Consider the following 19099-nt stretch of genomic DNA (forward strand, 5'->3'; position numbering starts at 1 on the left):
TTTATTCTATAATAAACAGGCGCAATGCGCAAAATACACACATCATGGATTCTCTGATCCGTGCCTTAGTCCCGAAGCTGGTTGATGATGATAGGTTATCAGAGATTTGAAATGATGGAGGAAAAACGGAGGAAAAAGTATATGGCAGTCATTTCAATGAGAAAATTATTGGAAGCAGGTACTCATTTTGGACACCAGACTCGCAGATGGAATCCAAAAATGAAACCAAACATTTATACATCAAGAAACGGTGTATATATCATTAATCTTGAGAAAACTCAAGAACAGATCGAAGAAGCTTACAACAAGCTGAATCAGATTGCTGCAGAAGGTGGAAAGATACTATTCGTTGGTACAAAGAAACAGGCTCAGCAGATCGTTATGGAAGAAGCTTTACGTTCAGGTTCATTCTATGTTAATCAGAGATGGCTTGGAGGACTTCTTACAAACTTCAGAACAATTCAGAAACGTGTTAAACGTCTGATTGAAATTGAAGAAATGGAAGCAAATGGTTCTTTGGAAGTTTATCCTAAGAAAGAAGTTGCTCAGATCAAGAAAGAAAAAACAAAATTAGAAAATTCATTAGGTGGAATCAAGGAAATGAAGAAGCTTCCTAACGCTTTATTCGTTATTGATCCTAAAGAAGAACATAATGCTGTTGCAGAAGCTAAGAAGTTAGGTATTCCTGTATTTGCAATGGTAGATACTAACTGTGATCCAGAAGTAGTTGATTATGCAATTGCTTCAAATGATGATGCTGTTCGTTCAATTAAGTTAGTGGTTGAACTGATGGCAGATGCGATTGTAGAAGCTAAGGGCGGATTATTGTCAGTAGCTCGTCAGGTTGAAGAAGAACCAGATGTTACAATGGCTGATGTAATTGTGAATGTGGAAGAACAGATTGCTGAAAATGAAAGAAGACGTCGTCAGAAAAATGAAGAAAGACGTGCTCAGCAGGCTCAGCGTCGTCCTTACAACAGAGATGGTAAAAGAGGCGGACGTTCATTCGCAAGAAAAGAAAAAGAAGAAGTAGCAACAGAAGGAACAGTTGCTGAACCAGTAGTTGAAGCTAGTGAAGCAAAAACAGAAGCAGAAGCTGCTGAATAATTACAGGAGGAAAAGCAAATGGCAATTACGGCACAAGATGTAAAAGCATTAAGAGAAAAAACAGGTGCAGGAATGATGGACTGCAAAAAAGCCCTGATTGAATGCGATGGTGATATTGAAAAGGCTAGCGAATGGCTAAGAGAAAAAGGTATTGCAAAAGCTGCTAAGAAAGCTGGACGCATTGCTGCTGAAGGTGCTACTCGTGTAGCTGTTGACAACAATACAGCAGTTATTTTTGAAGTAAATTCAGAAACAGATTTCGTTGCGAAAAATGAACAGTTTTTAGCACTTATGGATACGATCCAGAATCTATTGCTGGAAAATAAGCCAAGTACGCTTGAAGAAGCAATGGCTGCAACTGCAGATGGTAAGACATTAGAAGAATTAGTAACAGATGCAACAGCAACTATCGGTGAAAAAATTACTTTCAGAAGATTTGAAGTTGTTGAAAAAACTGATGCTGATGCTTTCGGTGCTTATATTCATATGGGTGGCAAGATTTCTGCTTTAGCTGTTTTAGCGGGTACAAATGATACTGTTGTAGCTAAGGATGTAGCAATGCAGGTTGCATCTATGAATCCTCAGTATGTTTCTCGTGAAAACATGCCTCAGGAAGCCATTGAAAATGAAAGACACGTTCAGATGGAAATCTTAAAGAACGATCCTAAACTTTCTAACAAGCCTGAAAAAGTGCTTCACGGTATCGTTGAAGGAAGACTGACAAAGTCTCTTCAGGAAATCTGCTTAGTTGATCAGGTTTATTTTAAAGAACCAGATTTGAAAGTTGGACAATATGTAAAAAACCATAACGCTAGCGTAAAATCATTTGTACGCTATGCTGTTGGTGAAGGTATTGAAAAACGTCAGGAAAACTTTGCAGAAGAAGTAATGTCACAGATCAACGGATAAAATTGTTTAGCTCCTATGCATCGCATAGGAGCTTTTTTTAATCAAAATAATTGTATAACACCTAAAACATGTTATAATAATAGTAATCATTCTCAAAATATAAGGAATGAAATGATAGAAAGGAAAAAAGTTATGTGGATGTGTTCAATTTGCGGTTATGAATTTGATGGAGAAGAGTTTTTAAATGAGGATGGTTATGTTTGTCCTTTATGTGAATCCAAAGACTCTTATCGTAAAAGAGATATGTCAATGGAAATTGAAATGGCTGTAAGAGAAATTAAAAATAATGATTAGGAAGCTGCTTAGGCAGCTTTTATTTTTGAAAAAGAATAAAATTTATAGACTACAGTTGATTTAAACTGTGGTATAATGAAGCAGGAAAGAAGGTGTTTGTATGTCTCCTGAGCCCTTAGGCCCTGATCGAAGTAGAATGAATAAGAAAACAGGAGATGTGCAAGACTATCTCCTGTAAAAAGGAGGTAGGAATATGATTGAATTCTACAAGACTTTTAATAATGTAACAAAGAAAATTGATGCACCTGAAAAAGGGTGCTGGATTAATGTCGTACATCCGACGACTGAAGAAACAGATTATCTGATCAATGAAATTAAGGTTTTGCCTGAATTTGTCAAAGCTTCTCTGGATGAAGAAGAAAGTTCACACGTAGATTATGATGAAGATGAAGGACAGACACTTGTGATCGTAGACTATCCAAATGCTGATGATGATCCGAATAATAAGACACTATTGTATACAACTTTACCCTTAGGTGTTGTCATTATGAAGGATTACATTGTTACAATTGCACTTCAGGAAAATCTCAATATAGAAGATATGGCTGAAGGAAGAGTGAAGGGGATGAATACAGAGTTAAAAACCCGCTTCTTACTTTTACTGCTTTTGAGAATTTCTCAACGTTATCTGATTTATCTGCGTCAAATTGATAGAGAGTCTTCTAGAACAGAAAGAGTGCTTCATCAGTCTATGCAGAATAAAGAATTGATTCAAATGTTAGGACTTGAAAAATCACTTGTTTATTTCTCGACTTCTTTGAAGGCCGATGAGGTCACCTTGAATAAGATCATGCGTGGCAAGCTGATTAAGATGTATGAAGATGATCAGGATCTTTTAGAAGATGTTATGATTGAAATTCATCAGGCGGTCGAGATGTGTAATATTTATTCAAATATTTTATCAGGTACGATGGATGCTTTTGCTTCCGTTATCTCGAATAATTTGAATATTGTTATGAAGGTATTGACTGTCATTACGATCGTTATGGCCATTCCTAATATTATTTTTAGTTTCTATGGAATGAATGTTGAAGGACTTCCAATTGCTCAGTGGTGGTTCCCAACTCTTCTGGCAGTGATTGCCTGTGTGATTGCTACTTGGATTTTTAAGAAAAAAGATATGTTTCATTAAAAAAGTAATGAATATAAACGATAGCGTCAGCTTTATTGCTGACGCTATTATTTCTTCATCAATGATTTTATATAACTTAGAAGATATTCTTTTTGATTGAGAGAAGGGGAAGCTAGCACTAGCTCAGCACATCGATGCAGGGCTTCTTTGATTTGTTTTCCTTCCAAACCTAAGGTAATTAAGTCGTTGCCGTTAATAGCAAGCTTATCTAAGTAGTCGTGCTCTTCAATCATTTGATGAAATAAAGTAAGATCGATTTGCTTAAAACATAATATCTTTTCACTTAATTCAATTCCGTTTTCATAGATTAAATGTCGCAGGGTAACCGGATCATTTGAAAGGGCAATTTTCTTGTATTCAACTAGTTTTTCAACTTGGCGGATCATCTTTTTCGAACAATGCCATTTTTTTAATGTTTTTCTGGCATATGAACCAGAAAAGAAAAAACAGGCTATCTTGCATTCCAGATCATGTGGAGCTTTTTCAAGAGCAGAGGCGATAGAAGAATGAGCCTTGATATCGAAATAAGGAAATAAGTGATAATAAACAAGGATAGAATACGGATTTTTATCTTTGATCATGAGCATTTTTTTTAGTTCATCGACTTTCCGTTCAATGGAAATAGATTCTAATTCAGGAAGAGATCTGAAGAGAGCTTTTTCTGTTTCCTTTTCAATCGTAAAACCCAAGGAGTAAGCAAAACGTATGGCTCGTAAAATGCGTAAAGCATCTTCATGAAATCGTTTTTGAGGATCACCGATACAGCGAATGATTTTATGATTTAAATCATCAAGCCCGTGATGTTCGTCAATAAAGTTTCCATCGGGGTCACAGGCAAAAGCATTGATAGTGAAATCTCTTCGCTTTAAATCTTCTCGAAGAGAGCGTGTAAAAACAACACTTTTAGGAGCACGATGATGGATATAATCTTTTTCAATACGAAATGTAGTAATTTCAATATGGTGGTGCTGATTGATGATCGTGAGGGTTCCATGACGTACCCCTGTTTCTATAATTTTATATTCACTAAGTATTTCTTTCATTTCTTCAACACTGGCAGCCGTAGCAGCATCGTAGTCATGAACTTCTTTTCCTAATAAAAAATCACGGATACAGCCTCCGACATAATAAGTTTCATAATGTTCACTCAGCTTTTTGACTACTTCTTGAATTGGCTGAGGAGGTAATAGTTGCAAAGTTTTCATCTTAGTTTTATTATAGATTGGAAAGGAAAAGGTAACAAGAGAATGTTGAAAAAAGTTGTAGATATTGCTCATGAAATATTGGCTGAGGGGGTTGATGAGCAGAGTGTTGCAGTTGATTTTACATGTGGGGGAGGACATGATTCACTTTTTTTAAGCAAGTATGTTTCTTTTGTATATAGCTATGATATTCAAAAAGAAGCACTTGATGATGCGAAAAAATTGTGTTCTCAAGTTTCAAATATCGAGTTTCACCATAAGAGCCATTTGTATTTTGATGAGGATGTAGAACATTTTGATAGAGGCATTTTTAATCTAGGATATTATCCTAAAGGGAATAGAAATATTATTACAAATGCAAATGAAGTATTACTGACAATAAAAAAAGCAGTGGAGAAATTAAATCATGGCGGTAAGATTGTGATCGTTTGTTATCCAGGTTTTGAAAGTGGAAAATTAGAAGCTGAGCAAATCGAAAAAGAGCTTGCTTCTTTTGAAAGCAAGTTTTATGATATTTATCGCTTTGGATTGTTAAATCGCCATTTGGCACCATACATAATAGGGATTGAAAAGCATTAGGGGGAAAAAGAATGAATCAGGAAAGACAAATGTCACAATCAATGCCATTAGCAATCCTGCTAACACTGGCAGGAGGGTTTCAGGACGCTTATTCATATAATAGCCGAGGACATGTTTTTGCGAATGCTCAGACAGGAAATATTGTTTTATTTGCTCAGAATTTGATGAGTGCTCAGTTTAGCCAGGCCCTCCATTATCTTTTACCGATATTAGCATTTATATTGGGTGTTTATATTAGTGAAAAAATTCATCAGAAATATAAATATTCGCACCTTTTTCACTGGCGCCAGCTTGTATTAGTCAGTGAGATTTTTTTGCTGATCTTAGCAGGATTTCTAAAAACAGATATGATTGCGAATGTCCTTTTATCATTTGCCTGTGCCATGCAGGTACAGAGCTTTCGTAAGTTTAAAGGAATTTCTTTCGCAACTACAATGTGTATCGGTAATATGCGAAGTGCTACAGAAATGCTTTGTCATTATCATCTAAACAAAGATAAAGAGTTAAAAAGGAAAAGTTTGTATTATTATTTGCTGATTCTTACTTTTGCTTTTGGGGCAGGTATAGGTGCTTTATGTTCTTGGCAATGGGGGAATTATGCTATTTGGATCGCTGCATTCTTTATGCTTATAGGAGTCATTTTGATGTTTGTCCAAGAAGAGAAGCACGTAAAAGAATAAAAAATTAAAATAATTAGCACTCAGGGGTTGACAGTGCTAATTTATGTGCTATAATACCATTAGCACAAAGTGATTGAGAGTGCTAAAGGAGGGATTCTCATGGATGTAAATCAATTATCAGAAAATATGCAGAAAATATTGCTGAAGGCAATTGAAAAAGCTAAGAACTATCAGCATGTGAGCGTAGATACATTAGAATTTTTAGAAGCTATATTTGAGGATAACACACTTGACGGCCTTTTTAAGCGTGTTTCACTTGATAAAGAAAAAGTATTTGAAATTCTTCGGGATGAAAATACGCATATTGCTAGAACCTCTTATAGGGATATTACGTTAAGTAATAAGGTTCAGGAAAGCTTTATGAATGCGAAAAAATGGTCAGATGAACATGATGAAAGCTATATGAGTGTATTTAGTGTTCTGCTGGCTCTTTTAAAGAATAAAAGCAGTATTTCACAACGTGTCGTTAGTGAATGTCACATTGATTTGAAAAAGCTGGAAAATGAAGAAATGATTCGCAGAGGGGGAATGAAGATGAATACCCAGACGAGTGAAAATAACATTGAAGCTTTAAGTAAATATGGACGTGATTTAGTTGAGGATGTAAAGGATGGCAAAATTGATCCTGTTATTGGACGTGATGAAGAAATTCGTCGTGTAATAGAAATCTTATCACGAAAAACTAAAAATAATCCTGTTTTGATTGGTGAGCCAGGGGTTGGTAAAACAGCTATCGTAGAAGGTATTGCCTGGAGAATCATGAAGGGGGATGTCCCTTTAACATTAAAAGATAAAAAATTGATTGAATTGGATATGGGAGCATTGATTGCCGGTGCTAAGTATCGTGGTGAATTCGAGGAACGTTTAAAAGCGGTTCTTGAAGAAGTTAAAAATGCAAATGGCGGTATCATTTTATTTATTGATGAAATTCATAACCTGGTAGGTGCCGGTAAAACAGAAGGCAGCATGGATGCCGCAAATCTTTTAAAACCGATGCTGGCTCGTGGAGAATTACGTTGTATCGGTGCTACAACTTTCGATGAATATCGTAAATATATTGAGAAGGATGCTGCTTTAGAGAGACGTTTTCAGAAAGTTATGGTCAATGAACCGAGTGTTGAAGATACGATTTCCATTCTTCGTGGATTAAAAAGCCGTTTTGAATCTTATCATGGTGTAAAAATCCTCGATGAGGCAATTATAGCTAGTGCAACACTTTCCAATCGTTATATTACGGATCGTTTCTTACCGGATAAGGCTATCGATTGTATCGATGAAGCCTGTGCTATGCTGCGTGTAGAAATGGATTCGATGCCAACAGTATTGGATGAGCTTTCTCGTAAGATCATGCAGCTGGAAATTGAAGAAACAGCTTTAAAACAGGAAGAAGATAAAAAGACCCAGGAACGATTGGCTGAAATTGTTGAAGAGCTTAAAGAACTTAAGACAAAACGTGATGAATTGCATGCGAAATGGATGGATGAAAAGCGTGATCTGGAAGCCAGCAAGCAGGATAAGATTGATTTGGAAAAGGCTAAGCTGGAACTTGAAAGAGCCCAAAATGATGCCCGTTATGAAGAAGCAGCTCGTTTACAGTATCAGACGATACCAAATCTTGAAAAACGTATCAAAGAGGCTAGTGAGAATATAAAAAGTGATTCTTTGATTCAGGAGACGGTCAATGAAGAAATGATCGCAAAAGTGGTTTCCCGATGGAGCGGTGTTGAAGTGAGCCGAATGGTTGAAAGTGAACGTATCAAACTTCTTCATTTGCGTGAAGCTTTAGGAAAACGGGTCATTGGTCAGGATGAAGCATTGACGCTCGTTAGTGATGCGATCATGAGAAGCAAGGCACAAATTCAAGATGAAAATCGTCCTATTGGTTCCTTCCTTTTCTTAGGCCCTACAGGTGTTGGTAAGACTGAAGTCGCAAAAGCATTAGCTGAACAGTTGTTTGACAGTGAAAGTCATATCATTCGTATCGATATGAGCGAGTATATGGAGAAACATAGTGTGAGCCGTCTGATTGGTGCTCCTCCAGGATATGTTGGCTATGATGAAGGAGGTCAGCTTTCTGAAGCGGTTCGCCGTAATCCTTATTCCATCATTCTTTTTGATGAGGTTGAAAAAGCACATCCAGATGTATTTAACCTCTTGCTTCAGATTTTAGATGATGGACGTATTACAGATAACAAAGGTGTTACGATTGACTTTAAAAATACCCTTTTGATCATGACAAGCAATTTAGGAAGCGAGCATGCGAATGATGTGAATCCTAAGGAAGGTTATATGGCGGCTGTTAAATCATTCTTTAAGCCAGAATTTATTAATCGTATTGATGAAATTATCGTTTTCAATTCACTTAATGATGAAATGTTACGCAAGATTGCTCATAAGTTTATGAATGAATTAGTTGAACGCTTAAAACAAAAAGATATTACGCTTGAAATCAGTGATCGTGTTTATGAAAATATTTCAAAATATGGTGTTGATGCAGTATATGGTGCTCGTCCAATGAAACGTTATATCCAACGTAATATTGAAACGATGATCGCAAGAAAGATCATTGAAGGAACGATCAGTAAGGATCAGCGTGTACTGTTAGATGTTGAAAATGATGAATATGTGATACGATGAAATAAATGTTTAGAAGTTCAATTGTGAAATTGAACTTCTTTTTTTATGATAAATATGTTATAATCTACATGTTGAATCTTTATGATTGGGTATTTGGAGGATAAATATGGATAACAGAATTTTGATAGCTATCATTGTCTGTATTATTTTGGCAGTGATAATTAATATTGTTGGAAAATACATAAGAAAGAAATATACAATAAAGCTTATGAAGGCTATGATGACTGATGAAGATGAGTTTTTAAAGCTTCTTGATTCTTTTATAGTAAAGTATCTTTTTGCACCATATAATCGTGAATTTATGCGTTTAAATAATTATATTGCCAGAAGTGCTGATAAAAAGGTAAAGGAACAGATCTCACTGATGGAAAAGATGCGTATGAATCGTAAGCAACACTTTGCCGTATATCAGACAGCTTTTCAGTATTTTATTACGATTAATAGTGAATCGAACGCTAAAAACATGCAGCGTAAAATGAATATTTTTATTGATGAAAATAATCTTGATCCGCAAATGAAAAAGAGTATTGAGATGGATATGAAGATGTATTTTGATAAAGATATTTCTACGATTCCTTATATTGATGAAAAAATAGAAGATAGTGATGATGCGGAAAAAGCAGTTTGGAATCTTAAAAAAGCATATGTTTTGAAAGCTAATAAAAAGCTAGAGGATGCTAAAGAATGTATTCGCTTAGTTATTCAATATACAAATGATCCAACACAGAAAAAAATCATGCAGGAACTATTAGACAATGATTTAAAAGATTTATAGGAGATAATTCTCCTTTTTTTGTTCAATGAGTGCGAACAATTTTCAGATAAGGGAGAATCACAAAATTTCACATTTAATCCTCTATGAAAAGTGGTATAATACAAATGTTATTTTTAGGAGAAACGATATGAAGAATAGGAAAAGGAAAAGGAAAAGAATCGATAACAAAGTAGACTTTGTTTTATTACTGATATTTTTGGTAATTGGATTATATTTTGGAATAGAAGCAATTCTTGGAAATTTGATCCCATTAAAATATATCCTTATATTTTTAGTAGTAGTTTTATTTTTGTTTGTTGGTATTTTTCTTACATTTAAAGTGAGAAATTCAACTTTTCGTGTTTTTAGAAAAGTATTTTTAGTGGTTGTATGTGTCGTATTATTATTTGGAGGAATTTTCCAGGGACAAATCAGAAATGCTTTTTCAAATGTAAATGACGGTTCTTTTTATAAAGATTACATGTATGTCATTACATTGAAGGATAACAGTTATGAAAATATAGAAGATGTAGGTGTACTCGGATATTTAAGCCAGAGTGATGATCTTTTAGAATATTCGCTGGAACAACTGAGCGAATATCAGTTTGAAAAAAAGACATATGATAGTCTTGAAGAAGAACTTTCAGAATTGGAAGGCGGAGAAGTTGATGCGGTATTGATCAGTGCAAAGGATCAGACGTTGCAGGAATTAAATAATGACAGTTTTTCGGGGAAATATAAAACGATTCATACGATAGAAATGACGATTGAAAGCAACAATGATGTCGTTTCAAATGATTTAACTTCAAAGCCCTTTGTTGTATATATAGCAGGACTTGATAATATGGGTGAGCCTACACAATTAGGTTTGCATGATGTCAATATGCTTTTGATGGTTGATCCAATCAATCATCATGTTGAAATGGTTTCAATTAATCGTGACACTTATATACCAAATCCGATGATGAATGATTATCCGGATAAGCTGACTCATCTTGGGTGGTATGGGCCTGAAACAGCCATGAATACGTTAGAAAGAGTTTTCGGTATTCAAATTGATTATTATGCGAAAGTTACTTTTGAGTCATTGATCAAAATTATTGATACTCTAGGCGGGATTGATGTCGATGTACAAATATCTTTTACGGAACAAGATGAGAATCGCTCTTTTGAAGAAGGTGATTTAATACATTTGGAAAAAGGTTATCAGCATCTCAATGGGTCACAAGCTTTAGCTTATGCCAGACATCGTCATACAGAAGGATGGGATGTCAAAGGAAGAGAACAGGCTCAGCGTGATATCATTGCGGCTATCGTAGATAAGATGCTTTCAGTTGAGGGAGCATTGAAATTAGGTGATGTGGTGAATGTGGCGGCAAGCTATGTATCTACAAATATGTCAATGGATAGTGCACGCTCTTTTGTGAAGAGTGCCATTGATTCAGGACACGGATGGACTTTCGGTTCATCGACGGTAAATGGAGATGTTGAGGTACTTCTTCCTTGTGCCATGGAAAATGATTTAGAACGTTCTGTAGTATTATTAGAGGAAAATGATATTCAGCTTGTGCATGATATTTATACATCCATGAATACACAGATACATTTTAATGATTTTGCGTTTGACTTAGATGATATGGAAAAGTATATGGATACTTTTACTCTTGACAAACATGTAGTAACGCTAGAAAATTATTATGATGTGGTGCCAGAATACTTTCCGGAGTATTTAAGGTATAGATTTTAGAATAGGAGTGATATTTTGAAAGAAAGTACAAAAAAAATCAATAAGAGAATTGATCTAGTACTGCTGATCCTTTTTCTTGCAGGAAGTATTTATTTTTTGGTTGAAGCAATCGTTGGTGAATTGATTCCGATGAACTATATTTTGATTGCTGGCGTTATATTGCTATTGATTTTTATTTTAATATTTGTCAGCTTTCGAATAGAAAATATGGCAGCCTTTATTATTCGTAAAATTTTGTTAGTATTTTTATGTTGTGTGCTCGGTTTTGGGGCAGTGTTCCAGGGAAGAATACGGAGTGCATTTGCGAATGTCGATGACGGTTCTACCAATATCAGCAGAATGTATGTGATTGCCCTGAAGGATTCATCTTTAGAAAACATTGAAGATGTGAATGTACTTGGTTATGTGGATCATGTCAATGCTTTAATTACTTATTCGATGGAACAGCTAGAAAGTTATTCTATGGAAAATATGGCTTATGAAAATACTGATGAGATGCTTGCTGCTTTGAATGATCACGAAGCTGATGCAGTTTTAATTAGTGATCAGGATCAGACTTTTGAAATTCAGAAAGAAGACAGTACATATTCAGATGATTACAAAGTGATCCATACGATCGAGATGACAACAACAACGGAGTCAGATGTTGTTGAAAGTGATCTGACAGAACCTTTCGTAGTTTATGTTTCTGGAATGGATGATATGGGTGAGCCAACTTATAATGGTTTAAGTGATGTTAATATGCTTTTAATGGTAGATCCTAAAAATTATCATGTTGAAATGATTTCAATAAATCGTGATACATATGTTCCAAATTCTAAATATGATGATTATCCGGATAAGCTGACTCATCTTGGCTGGGATGGTGTCGAAGCAGGTGCGGAAGCACTAGAGAAAATTTTTGGAATTGAAATTGATTATACTGCGAAAGTAACTTTTGAATCATTGATTGAAATTGTAGATACATTAGGCGGTATTGATGTTGATGTACAGCTGGATTTCTGTGAACAGGATGAAAATCGTTCATTTGCTTCTTCTGATTTGATCTGCTTGAATAAAGGCTACCAGCACCTTAATGGTTCTCAGGCTTTGGCGTATGCTCGTCATCGTCATACTGCCGGATGGGATGTAAAGGGAAGAGAACAGGCTCAACGTGATATCATTGCTGCTGTAGTAAATAAGTTGCTTTCTGTTGAAGGGGCTTTAAAAGCAGGAGATGTTTTAAATGTTGCATCTAACTATGTGTCTACAAATCTTCCGATGAGCAGTGTGAAATCGTTCGTAATGAACGCTATCAGCGATGGTCATGAATGGACATTTGGTTCTTCTACCATAAATTCAAATTATGAATATCTTTTCCCTTGTGCAAGTTATACGAGTCAGGATCTTTATGCAGTTTTATTAGAGGAAGAAGATATTATGCATGTGCATGATTTATATGTAACGATGAATTCAGATGAAACCTTTAATGATTTTGCTTTTGATTTAAATGATATGGAGAAATATGAAAATACTTTCGAGCTTGATCCAAAGGTAATTACAGTCGAAAATTACTATGATACAGTTCCAACTTATTTTCCAAGTTATCTTAGATATAATTTCTAAATAGAATGGAGGTGGGCATATGAGAAAAGATAGAATCAGTACGACAATTGATCTGATTTTACTGATTATCTTTACAGTGTCCGCCATTTTCATGTCAACTCAGCTCTATTTAGGAAATATTGTTTCATTTTTATGGCTGATTCTCTTGATATTGCTTTTTATTGCTTTTCTGATAGGTATGTTTATTTGGCTTCTTTTAACCAGAAAATTAGCCTGGTTACGTCGTTTCATTTTATTAATTCTGAGCATTGCCTTAGTAATTGGAGGATTTTATTTAGGAGATAAACGTTCTGCTGATCAGCAAAAAGAAGAAAATGTAATGGATTATCAGATGAACCTTCTCAGTAATGATGAAAATATAAAAGATTCTCAAGATCTTAATGGTAAGAAAATAGGTTTTGTAATGAATGATCGTAATCATATTCAGACTTTTCAAGATATCAACGTTTCTTTTCAGACGCAAAACTGTGAGTTTGTTGAATATTACAATATGGATTATTTAATACGAGCATTAGAAGCGAATGAGATTCAGGGAATGATTTTTAGTGATCATAATCTAGCTGTTTTAGAAGCCACATATCCACAAATATATCAAGATCTTATTCTTTTAAGTCAAAATGTACATGAAGTTCAGATCTCTCATGTGTCAAAACCTCTAGATGAAAATCAGCCAATCAGTATTCTTCTTACTTTAAGCGAAGATGATATTCCTGTAGATTATGTTTCATATTCAATAAAATGCTTGATTCTGTTTATTGATCCTCTTGATCATGAATTTACGGTCATTGAAATACCAAATAACCTGTATATTCCTAATGTTGCCTATGATTCTTATCCTGATGCACTATATAATGTTTCATATAATGGAATTGACAATCTATTATATTCTATTGAAAGTATATTTAGCGTTGAATTTGATTATTTCATCAAGACAAATATTCAGTCGATTTTAAATTATGTGGATATCATGCAGGGAGTTAGTATTCCTCAAGAAGTCTGTGTAGAAGAAGTCTGTACGATAGAAAAAGTAATGATGAATGCTGAGCAAGTGGCTGATTATTATGAAAAAAGTAATGATATCAATGCAGTAATTGAAGGTATTTTTGAAAAAAGAAATGAATTAAAAACTACAAAGCTCATGAACTTTTTAAACAATTATAAGTGCAGCTCTTTTACTAATCTTTCTACTACGGAACTTAGAAAATTGGTGACAGTATTAGGTGAAGAAGAATGGTATTTTGAAAGTCATACTATTAATGATTTAACCGCTTCTTATGAGCCATGCGTAAGTTTTGGAGCTATCGATACTTATGAAGTATCGATTATAGACACTGAATTTTTGACTCAGATATATCGTTACTTCTTGGAAAATGCTCATATGGACATTATGAAAAATTTTGCTTTTGATCTTGATCGAATGAGAAATAACAGGATTTTACCTTATTCGAATGAAAAGCTCATTACTACAGACAATATGAATTGGAAGGTATCCGAATATTTTGCGTTGCTTCCTGAATCGATCGTTAGTCTGATTGAAATTGAAAAATGGAACGGAACGATTCATTTTGAAAAGCCAAACTATGATCCGGATGCCCCAATTCAACAAATAGAATAAAAATACACCAATCAGGTGTATTTTTTAGATTTCATGAATAACGATATTATTTTCTCGATCAGGGCCAACGGATACAAGAGATATCTTCGTTTTTGTAAATTCTTCAATTTTTGCTAAGAATTTCTTACAGTTTTCAGGTAAATCATCATAGCAGCGAATAGAAGTGATATCTTCACACCAGCCATCCATCATTTCATAGATAGGCTTTGCTTTTGCGTATTCTTCAAGAGAGCTTGGAATGGCAGTTGTGCGTTTACCGTTGATTTCATAAGCGATACATACTGGAATTTTTTCAAAACTGTCTAATACATCAATTTTAGTGATTACTAAATCTGTAAGCCCATTGATGACGGCTGCTCGTTTTACAACACATAGATCCAGCCAGCCGCAACGTCGAGGCCTTCCTGTTGTGGCGCCATATTCATTTCCAATCTTTCTTAGCTTTGCACCATTTTCGTCATTTAGTTCGGTTATAAAAGGACCCTCTCCTACACGTGTGGAATAAGCCTTCACAACACCAATGATCTTATCTAATTTATGTGGCGATACACCCGCTCCTTCACATACACCGGCACTGGTTGGTGAAGAACTTGTGACATAAGGATAAGTTCCATAATTGATATCCAGCATTGCTGCTTGAGCGCCTTCAAAGAGAACATGCTGATTGCTATCTAAAGCTTCATTGACGACAGTAACGGAATCAATGATACGATCATATAGTTTTTCTCTAATTTCTTTAAATTGTTCTACCAGCTTATCATAATCAAATGGTTCTTCACGATAGAGCTTAGTAATCTGTTCATTTTTAATGGCTAGAGTAGATGCTAGACGTTTTTTAAAAGTTTCAAAATCTATCAAGTCGCCAACTCTTAAACCAATACGTGTATATTTATCCGCATAGCAAGGACCAATTCCTCTTTTTGTCGTTCCAATCTTATTATTGGCTAATCTCTCTTCCTGAAGCATATCTAATTTAATATGATATGGCATGATGAGATGAGCACAATCAGAAATCAAGATGTGTGAACTATCGAAACCTTGACTTTCTAAAGCATCGATTTCTTGTAAAAAAACAAATGGATCAATAACAACACCAGGACCAATGATGCATTTAGCATTTGGATGCAAAGCACCGCTTGGAAGAAGATGAAGCACTGTTTTCTTACCATTGACTACTACGGTATGACCTGCATTATTTCCACCTTGGAAACGCACGACCATATCTGCTTTTTCACCTAAGACATCAACGATTTTACCTTTACCTTCATCACCCCATTGGCTCCCTACGACAACATAACTTGGCATAAATTTCACTCCTAACTGTTACTGATACATAATATCATTTTTTTATATTTTAGGCAATTTCTATTTAGAATAAAATAACTCATTATGCCATGAAAAAAAAAAGAAAATAATTGACAAATTAACGATGAGTTATTAAGATATATTAGTAGGACAAAGGCGTTCCACATCTTTTTTGTGTTGAATGCTTTTTTCATATTTAGGAGGTATTTATGAACGAAACAGAACGTGAAGTCTTGCGATTTGTAGAAGAAAATGATGTGAAATTCATTCGTCTTACTTTTACTGACCTTCTAGGAATACAAAAAAATATGTCAATTATGCCTTGTGAATTAGAAAAAGCATTTTCAAAAGGAATTCCTTTTGACACTTCAAAATTCCAAGGCTTTTTTCATGAAAAGGCTTTTTTACGCCCTATCGCTAATACCTTAGCTCTTTTACCTTGGCGTCCTCAAAGTGGGCGTGTCATTCGCTTATTTTGTGATATCATCGATGAAAAAGGAAATCATACCAAATATGATTCCCGAAATGTACTTCATCAAACGATCATCAAGGGCAAAAAAAAGGGATATGAGTTTCATTTAGCGTTTGAATGTGAATTTTATCTTTTTAAAAATGATACTTATGGAAATATGACAAACGAACCGATCGATCATGGTTCATATTTTGATATAGCTCCATTAGATCAGGCAGAAAATATTCGTCGTGACATTTGTCTGACTTTAGAAAAAATGGGCATCCAGCCATTAAGCAGTCATCATGAAGCTGGATGGGGACAGAATGAGATCGTATTTGCGGAAGATGAGCCTTTATGTGCCTGTGATAATTTTATGACATATAAAAGTGTCGTAGCTACTATGGCCTCTTTGAGCGGTCATACAGCGAGCTTTCATCCTTTGCCGATCCAAGGTCAGCCGGGAAGCGGGCTCCATATAAAAATTATGATACAAAAGGATGATGTCTGGATTGAGAAAAATGATTTTGAGTTGAAACAGTTAAAAAAACGTATTCAGAATCGGCTTCCTGAAATGTGTGCCTTGCTTAATACTAAAAAAGAATCATATGAAAGAGTGAATCATCTTGATCCTCATCAACTCATTGAGATTGATCATGAAAGTGTGATCCTTCATGCTGCTGATAGCATGTGTAATCCATATTTAGCCGTTTCGTGTATTTTAGAAGCTCTTATGGATGAAGAAAAAAAAGATTACGATATATTACCCGCTTGTCTTGAAGATGCGCATAAGATAGCACATGATTCTTCGTTTCTTTCATCTTTTTTAAGTGAAAGCATCTTAAAGGTCTATAGTCATTAATATGAAAAACTGTCTTCTTGCAGGTACGATTTCTTCGCCTTTATTAGCACGGTGTCAAATGTATTATGATACAGTTGATATCGTGACAAGCGGTGCAGAAGTCAGGCAGCGATTAAATATCCAGTCTTATTCTTGTGTAATGATCCAGACACCACTGATTGATGAATTTGGAGATATGCTGGCACGATATGCGGCTTCAGACCCTTATTGTCTAGTAGTTTTGTGGGTGAAGAAAGAAATGGTAGAAGAACTTGCACAGACGATGGAAAATGTGTATGTTTGCAATATGCTTTATGATATGGATGAGTGGGAATCTTTGATGCATTTTTTAAGTGTGACTTGTCAGAAGCTTGATATTATTCGTGCACAGAAAGAGGATCTAATGAAAAAAATTGATGAGATCCGACTAGTGGACCGGGCTAAATGTCTTTTAATTGAAAAGTTTCATTATTCAGAAGAAAAAGCACATTATACAATTGAAAAGAAAGCGATGGATAATCGGTTGAGCCGTTTGCAGGTGGCACAAATCATTATTCGTCATATAGAAAAGGAGGAATAGCAATGAGAAAATATATTTTTATTACAGGTGGTGTTGTAAGCGGGCTTGGAAAGGGAATAACTGGTGCATCACTGGGAAGGCTTTTGAAAAGCCGTGGTTATAAAGTGATCAGTCAGAAACTAGATCCTTATATCAATGTAGATCCCGGTACGATGTCCCCTTATCAGCATGGAGAAGTATTTGTAACCGAAGATGGTGCAGAAACAGATTTGGATTTAGGACATTATGAACGTTTTATTGATGAGAATTTGAATCATTTTTCTAATTTAACAACAGGAATGGTTTATCATAAAGTACTTAGTGCAGAAAGAAGAGGAGAATATCTTGGTGAAACGGTACAGGTCGTGCCGCATATTACTAATGAAATAAAAAAATATGTATATCAGGTCGGAGAAAAAAGCGAAGCTGATATCGTCATTTCTGAGATAGGCGGAACGGTAGGGGATATTGAAAGTCAGCCATTTTTAGAATCAGCCAGACAGCTTTCGTTAGAAGTCGGTCGTGAAAACTGTTGTTTTATTCATGTAACACTAGTACCTTATATTTCAGGAAGTAATGAATATAAATCGAAGCCAACGCAGCACTCAGTACGGGAATTACAGTCTTATGGTATTCATCCGAATATCATTGTTACACGCAGTGAAGGACATTTAGGATCTGGCGTGCGTAAAAAGATCTCTCTTTTCTGTAATGTGTTACCGGAATGTGTCATTGAAAATGAAACTTGCAAGAGTCTTTATGAGGTTGTACTGATGTTAGAAAAACAACATTTTTCTGAAGTTGTTTGCACGCAGTTATCTTTGCCGCCAAAACCGATTGATTTAAGTGAATGGAGGAGTCTTGTCGAAAGAATCAATGACTGCAAAAGAGAGGTTACGATTGGTCTTGTAGGAAAATATGTACAGCTTCACGATGCTTATCTTTCAGTAATGGAATCTTTATATCATGGCGGTTATACCCATGGCAGCAAAGTTGTGATCCAATGGATCGACAGCGAAGAAATTACTCCATATAATGTTGAAGAAAAATTGGCAGGCTGTGATGGGCTGATCATTCCAGGAGGTTTTGGTTCTCGAGGTATTGAAGGAATGATCGAGGCGGCTCATTATGCCCGTATCCATCATCTGCCACTTTTAGGTATATGCCTTGGTATGCAGGTCATGACGATTGAATATGCCCGTCATCAGCTTCATTATCAGGATGCGAATTCTTATGAATTTGATCCGTTATCAAAACATTGCGTCATTCATTTTATGGAGCATCAGTCAGATGAAATTTCAAAAGGAGGCACGATGCGTTTAGGGGCTTATCCTTGTCAGATCGCACCGGATACAAAGATGCGTATGCTTTATGATAAAGAGGTGATTCATGAGCGTCATCGTCATCGTTATGAGTTTAATAATGATTATCGTGAAGAAATGGAAAAAGAAGGACTTGTTATCGCAGGAACAAGTCTTGATGGAAAACTTGTCGAAGCAATTGAAGTAAAAGATCACGACTTTTATATTGGTGTACAGTTTCATCCGGAATTTAAATCCCGGCCAAATCGTCCGCATCCGCTTTTTGTCGGACTCATCCATGCAGCTATCATTCATTCGCAAAAATAGTGCCAGTTTTGGCACTTTTCTTTCAATTTTGTAAGACTTTCACTTTCATGAGAA

At 35.3% G+C, this 19099-nt stretch carries 16 protein-coding genes; 14 read left to right on the plus strand and 2 right to left on the minus strand.

Features of this window, described 5'->3' with window-relative positions; genetic code table 11:
• Nucleotides 1-141: 141 nt before the first annotated feature.
• The 4 genes from rpsB to BQ5367_RS10645 all read left to right on the plus strand — a co-directional run bounded on the left by rpsB (nt 142) and on the right by BQ5367_RS10645 (nt 3442).
• The gene (rpsB, locus tag BQ5367_RS10630) at nt 142-1107 is read left to right on the plus strand and encodes a 30S ribosomal protein S2 (RefSeq protein ID WP_071442888.1); all 966 of its coding nucleotides are present in this window, start codon (nt 142-144) and stop codon (nt 1105-1107) included.
• 18 nt (nt 1108-1125) lie between these two features.
• Nucleotides 1126-2016, plus strand: coding sequence for a translation elongation factor Ts (gene tsf, locus BQ5367_RS10635; RefSeq protein WP_071442470.1), 891 nt, complete (start codon nt 1126-1128; stop codon nt 2014-2016).
• A 111-nt stretch (nt 2017-2127) separates the two neighbouring features.
• Nucleotides 2128-2310 carry a hypothetical protein gene (locus BQ5367_RS10640; RefSeq protein ID WP_071442471.1) on the plus strand — a complete coding sequence of 61 codons (183 nt, stop codon included), beginning with the start codon at nt 2128-2130 and terminating at the stop codon, nt 2308-2310.
• A gap of 193 nt (nt 2311-2503) precedes the next feature.
• Entirely contained in the window at nt 2504-3442 is a 939-nt protein-coding gene (locus tag BQ5367_RS10645) for a magnesium transporter CorA family protein (protein ID WP_071442472.1), read from the plus strand.
• A 47-nt stretch (nt 3443-3489) separates the two neighbouring features.
• Here the strand turns inward: BQ5367_RS10645 and BQ5367_RS10650 are convergent, their stop codons facing one another.
• Entirely contained in the window at nt 3490-4638 is a 1149-nt protein-coding gene (locus BQ5367_RS10650) for a CCA tRNA nucleotidyltransferase (protein WP_071442473.1), read from the minus strand.
• 51 nt (nt 4639-4689) lie between these two features.
• Between BQ5367_RS10650 and BQ5367_RS10655 the strand changes: the two genes are divergently transcribed.
• From BQ5367_RS10655 to BQ5367_RS10685, 7 genes are all read left to right on the plus strand, one after another.
• Nucleotides 4690-5223, plus strand: coding sequence for a tRNA 5-(aminomethyl)-2-thiouridylate-methyltransferase MnmM (locus BQ5367_RS10655; protein WP_083383248.1), 534 nt, complete (start codon nt 4690-4692; stop codon nt 5221-5223).
• An 11-nt stretch (nt 5224-5234) separates the two neighbouring features.
• Nucleotides 5235-5903, plus strand: a complete 669-nt coding sequence (locus BQ5367_RS10660; RefSeq protein WP_071442474.1) for a YoaK family protein — start codon at nt 5235-5237, stop codon at nt 5901-5903.
• 99 nt (nt 5904-6002) lie between these two features.
• Nucleotides 6003-8540 carry an ATP-dependent Clp protease ATP-binding subunit gene (locus tag BQ5367_RS10665; RefSeq protein WP_071442475.1) on the plus strand — a complete coding sequence of 846 codons (2538 nt, stop codon included), beginning with the start codon at nt 6003-6005 and terminating at the stop codon, nt 8538-8540.
• A gap of 106 nt (nt 8541-8646) precedes the next feature.
• A complete protein-coding gene (locus BQ5367_RS10670) occupies nt 8647-9315 on the plus strand; it encodes a hypothetical protein (protein ID WP_071442476.1) in 669 nt (222 codons plus the stop codon).
• A 127-nt stretch (nt 9316-9442) separates the two neighbouring features.
• The gene (locus BQ5367_RS10675; protein WP_071442477.1) at nt 9443-11041 is read left to right on the plus strand and encodes an LCP family protein; all 1599 of its coding nucleotides are present in this window, start codon (nt 9443-9445) and stop codon (nt 11039-11041) included.
• Nucleotides 11042-11056: 15 nt separating this feature from the next.
• Nucleotides 11057-12646 (plus strand): LCP family protein, encoded by a 1590-nt coding sequence (locus tag BQ5367_RS10680; RefSeq protein WP_071442478.1) that lies wholly within the window; start codon nt 11057-11059, stop codon nt 12644-12646.
• Between the two features lie 19 nt (nt 12647-12665).
• A complete protein-coding gene (locus BQ5367_RS10685; protein ID WP_071442479.1) occupies nt 12666-14261 on the plus strand; it encodes a hypothetical protein in 1596 nt (531 codons plus the stop codon).
• Between the two features lie 24 nt (nt 14262-14285).
• On the opposite strand, the gene BQ5367_RS10690 is transcribed toward BQ5367_RS10685, so the two are convergent.
• Nucleotides 14286-15566 (minus strand): adenylosuccinate synthase, encoded by a 1281-nt coding sequence (locus tag BQ5367_RS10690; RefSeq protein ID WP_071442480.1) that lies wholly within the window; start codon nt 15564-15566, stop codon nt 14286-14288.
• Nucleotides 15567-15775: 209 nt separating this feature from the next.
• On the opposite strand from BQ5367_RS10690, the gene BQ5367_RS10695 reads away from it, so the two are divergent.
• The 3 genes from BQ5367_RS10695 to BQ5367_RS10705 are packed head-to-tail and all read left to right on the plus strand — an operon-like array spanning nt 15776 to nt 19045.
• Nucleotides 15776-16879 carry a glutamine synthetase beta-grasp domain-containing protein gene (locus BQ5367_RS10695; protein ID WP_071442481.1) on the plus strand — a complete coding sequence of 368 codons (1104 nt, stop codon included), beginning with the start codon at nt 15776-15778 and terminating at the stop codon, nt 16877-16879.
• Between the two features lies 1 nt (nt 16880).
• Nucleotides 16881-17438, plus strand: a complete 558-nt coding sequence (locus tag BQ5367_RS10700) for an ANTAR domain-containing protein (RefSeq protein ID WP_071442482.1) — start codon at nt 16881-16883, stop codon at nt 17436-17438.
• A 2-nt stretch (nt 17439-17440) separates the two neighbouring features.
• The gene (locus BQ5367_RS10705; protein WP_071442483.1) at nt 17441-19045 is read left to right on the plus strand and encodes a CTP synthase; all 1605 of its coding nucleotides are present in this window, start codon (nt 17441-17443) and stop codon (nt 19043-19045) included.
• Nucleotides 19046-19099 lie beyond the last annotated feature (54 nt).

Origin of the sequence: Traorella massiliensis (genome assembly GCF_900104665.1) — a bacterium.
Classification (GTDB): domain Bacteria; phylum Bacillota_I; class Bacilli_A; order Erysipelotrichales; family Erysipelotrichaceae; genus Traorella; species Traorella massiliensis.

Bases quoted from the DNA above. Each gene is read 5' to 3' on its own strand.
- rpsB (WP_071442888.1), top strand. From the start codon at position 142: ATGGCAGTCATTTCAATGAGAAAATTATTGGAAGCAGGTACTCATTTT.
- tsf (WP_071442470.1), top strand. From the start codon at position 1,126: ATGGCAATTACGGCACAAGATGTAAAAGCATTAAGAGAAAAAACAGGT.
- BQ5367_RS10640 (WP_071442471.1), top strand. From the start codon at position 2,128: ATGATAGAAAGGAAAAAAGTTATGTGGATGTGTTCAATTTGCGGTTAT.
- BQ5367_RS10645 (WP_071442472.1), top strand. From the start codon at position 2,504: ATGATTGAATTCTACAAGACTTTTAATAATGTAACAAAGAAAATTGAT.
- BQ5367_RS10655 (WP_083383248.1), top strand. From the start codon at position 4,690: ATGTTGAAAAAAGTTGTAGATATTGCTCATGAAATATTGGCTGAGGGG.
- BQ5367_RS10660 (WP_071442474.1), top strand. From the start codon at position 5,235: ATGAATCAGGAAAGACAAATGTCACAATCAATGCCATTAGCAATCCTG.
- BQ5367_RS10665 (WP_071442475.1), top strand. From the start codon at position 6,003: ATGGATGTAAATCAATTATCAGAAAATATGCAGAAAATATTGCTGAAG.
- BQ5367_RS10670 (WP_071442476.1), top strand. From the start codon at position 8,647: ATGGATAACAGAATTTTGATAGCTATCATTGTCTGTATTATTTTGGCA.
- BQ5367_RS10675 (WP_071442477.1), top strand. From the start codon at position 9,443: ATGAAGAATAGGAAAAGGAAAAGGAAAAGAATCGATAACAAAGTAGAC.
- BQ5367_RS10685 (WP_071442479.1), top strand. From the start codon at position 12,666: ATGAGAAAAGATAGAATCAGTACGACAATTGATCTGATTTTACTGATT.
- BQ5367_RS10690 (WP_071442480.1), bottom strand. From the start codon at position 15,566: ATGCCAAGTTATGTTGTCGTAGGGAGCCAATGGGGTGATGAAGGTAAA.
- BQ5367_RS10695 (WP_071442481.1), top strand. From the start codon at position 15,776: ATGAACGAAACAGAACGTGAAGTCTTGCGATTTGTAGAAGAAAATGAT.
- BQ5367_RS10700 (WP_071442482.1), top strand. From the start codon at position 16,881: ATGAAAAACTGTCTTCTTGCAGGTACGATTTCTTCGCCTTTATTAGCA.
- BQ5367_RS10705 (WP_071442483.1), top strand. From the start codon at position 17,441: ATGAGAAAATATATTTTTATTACAGGTGGTGTTGTAAGCGGGCTTGGA.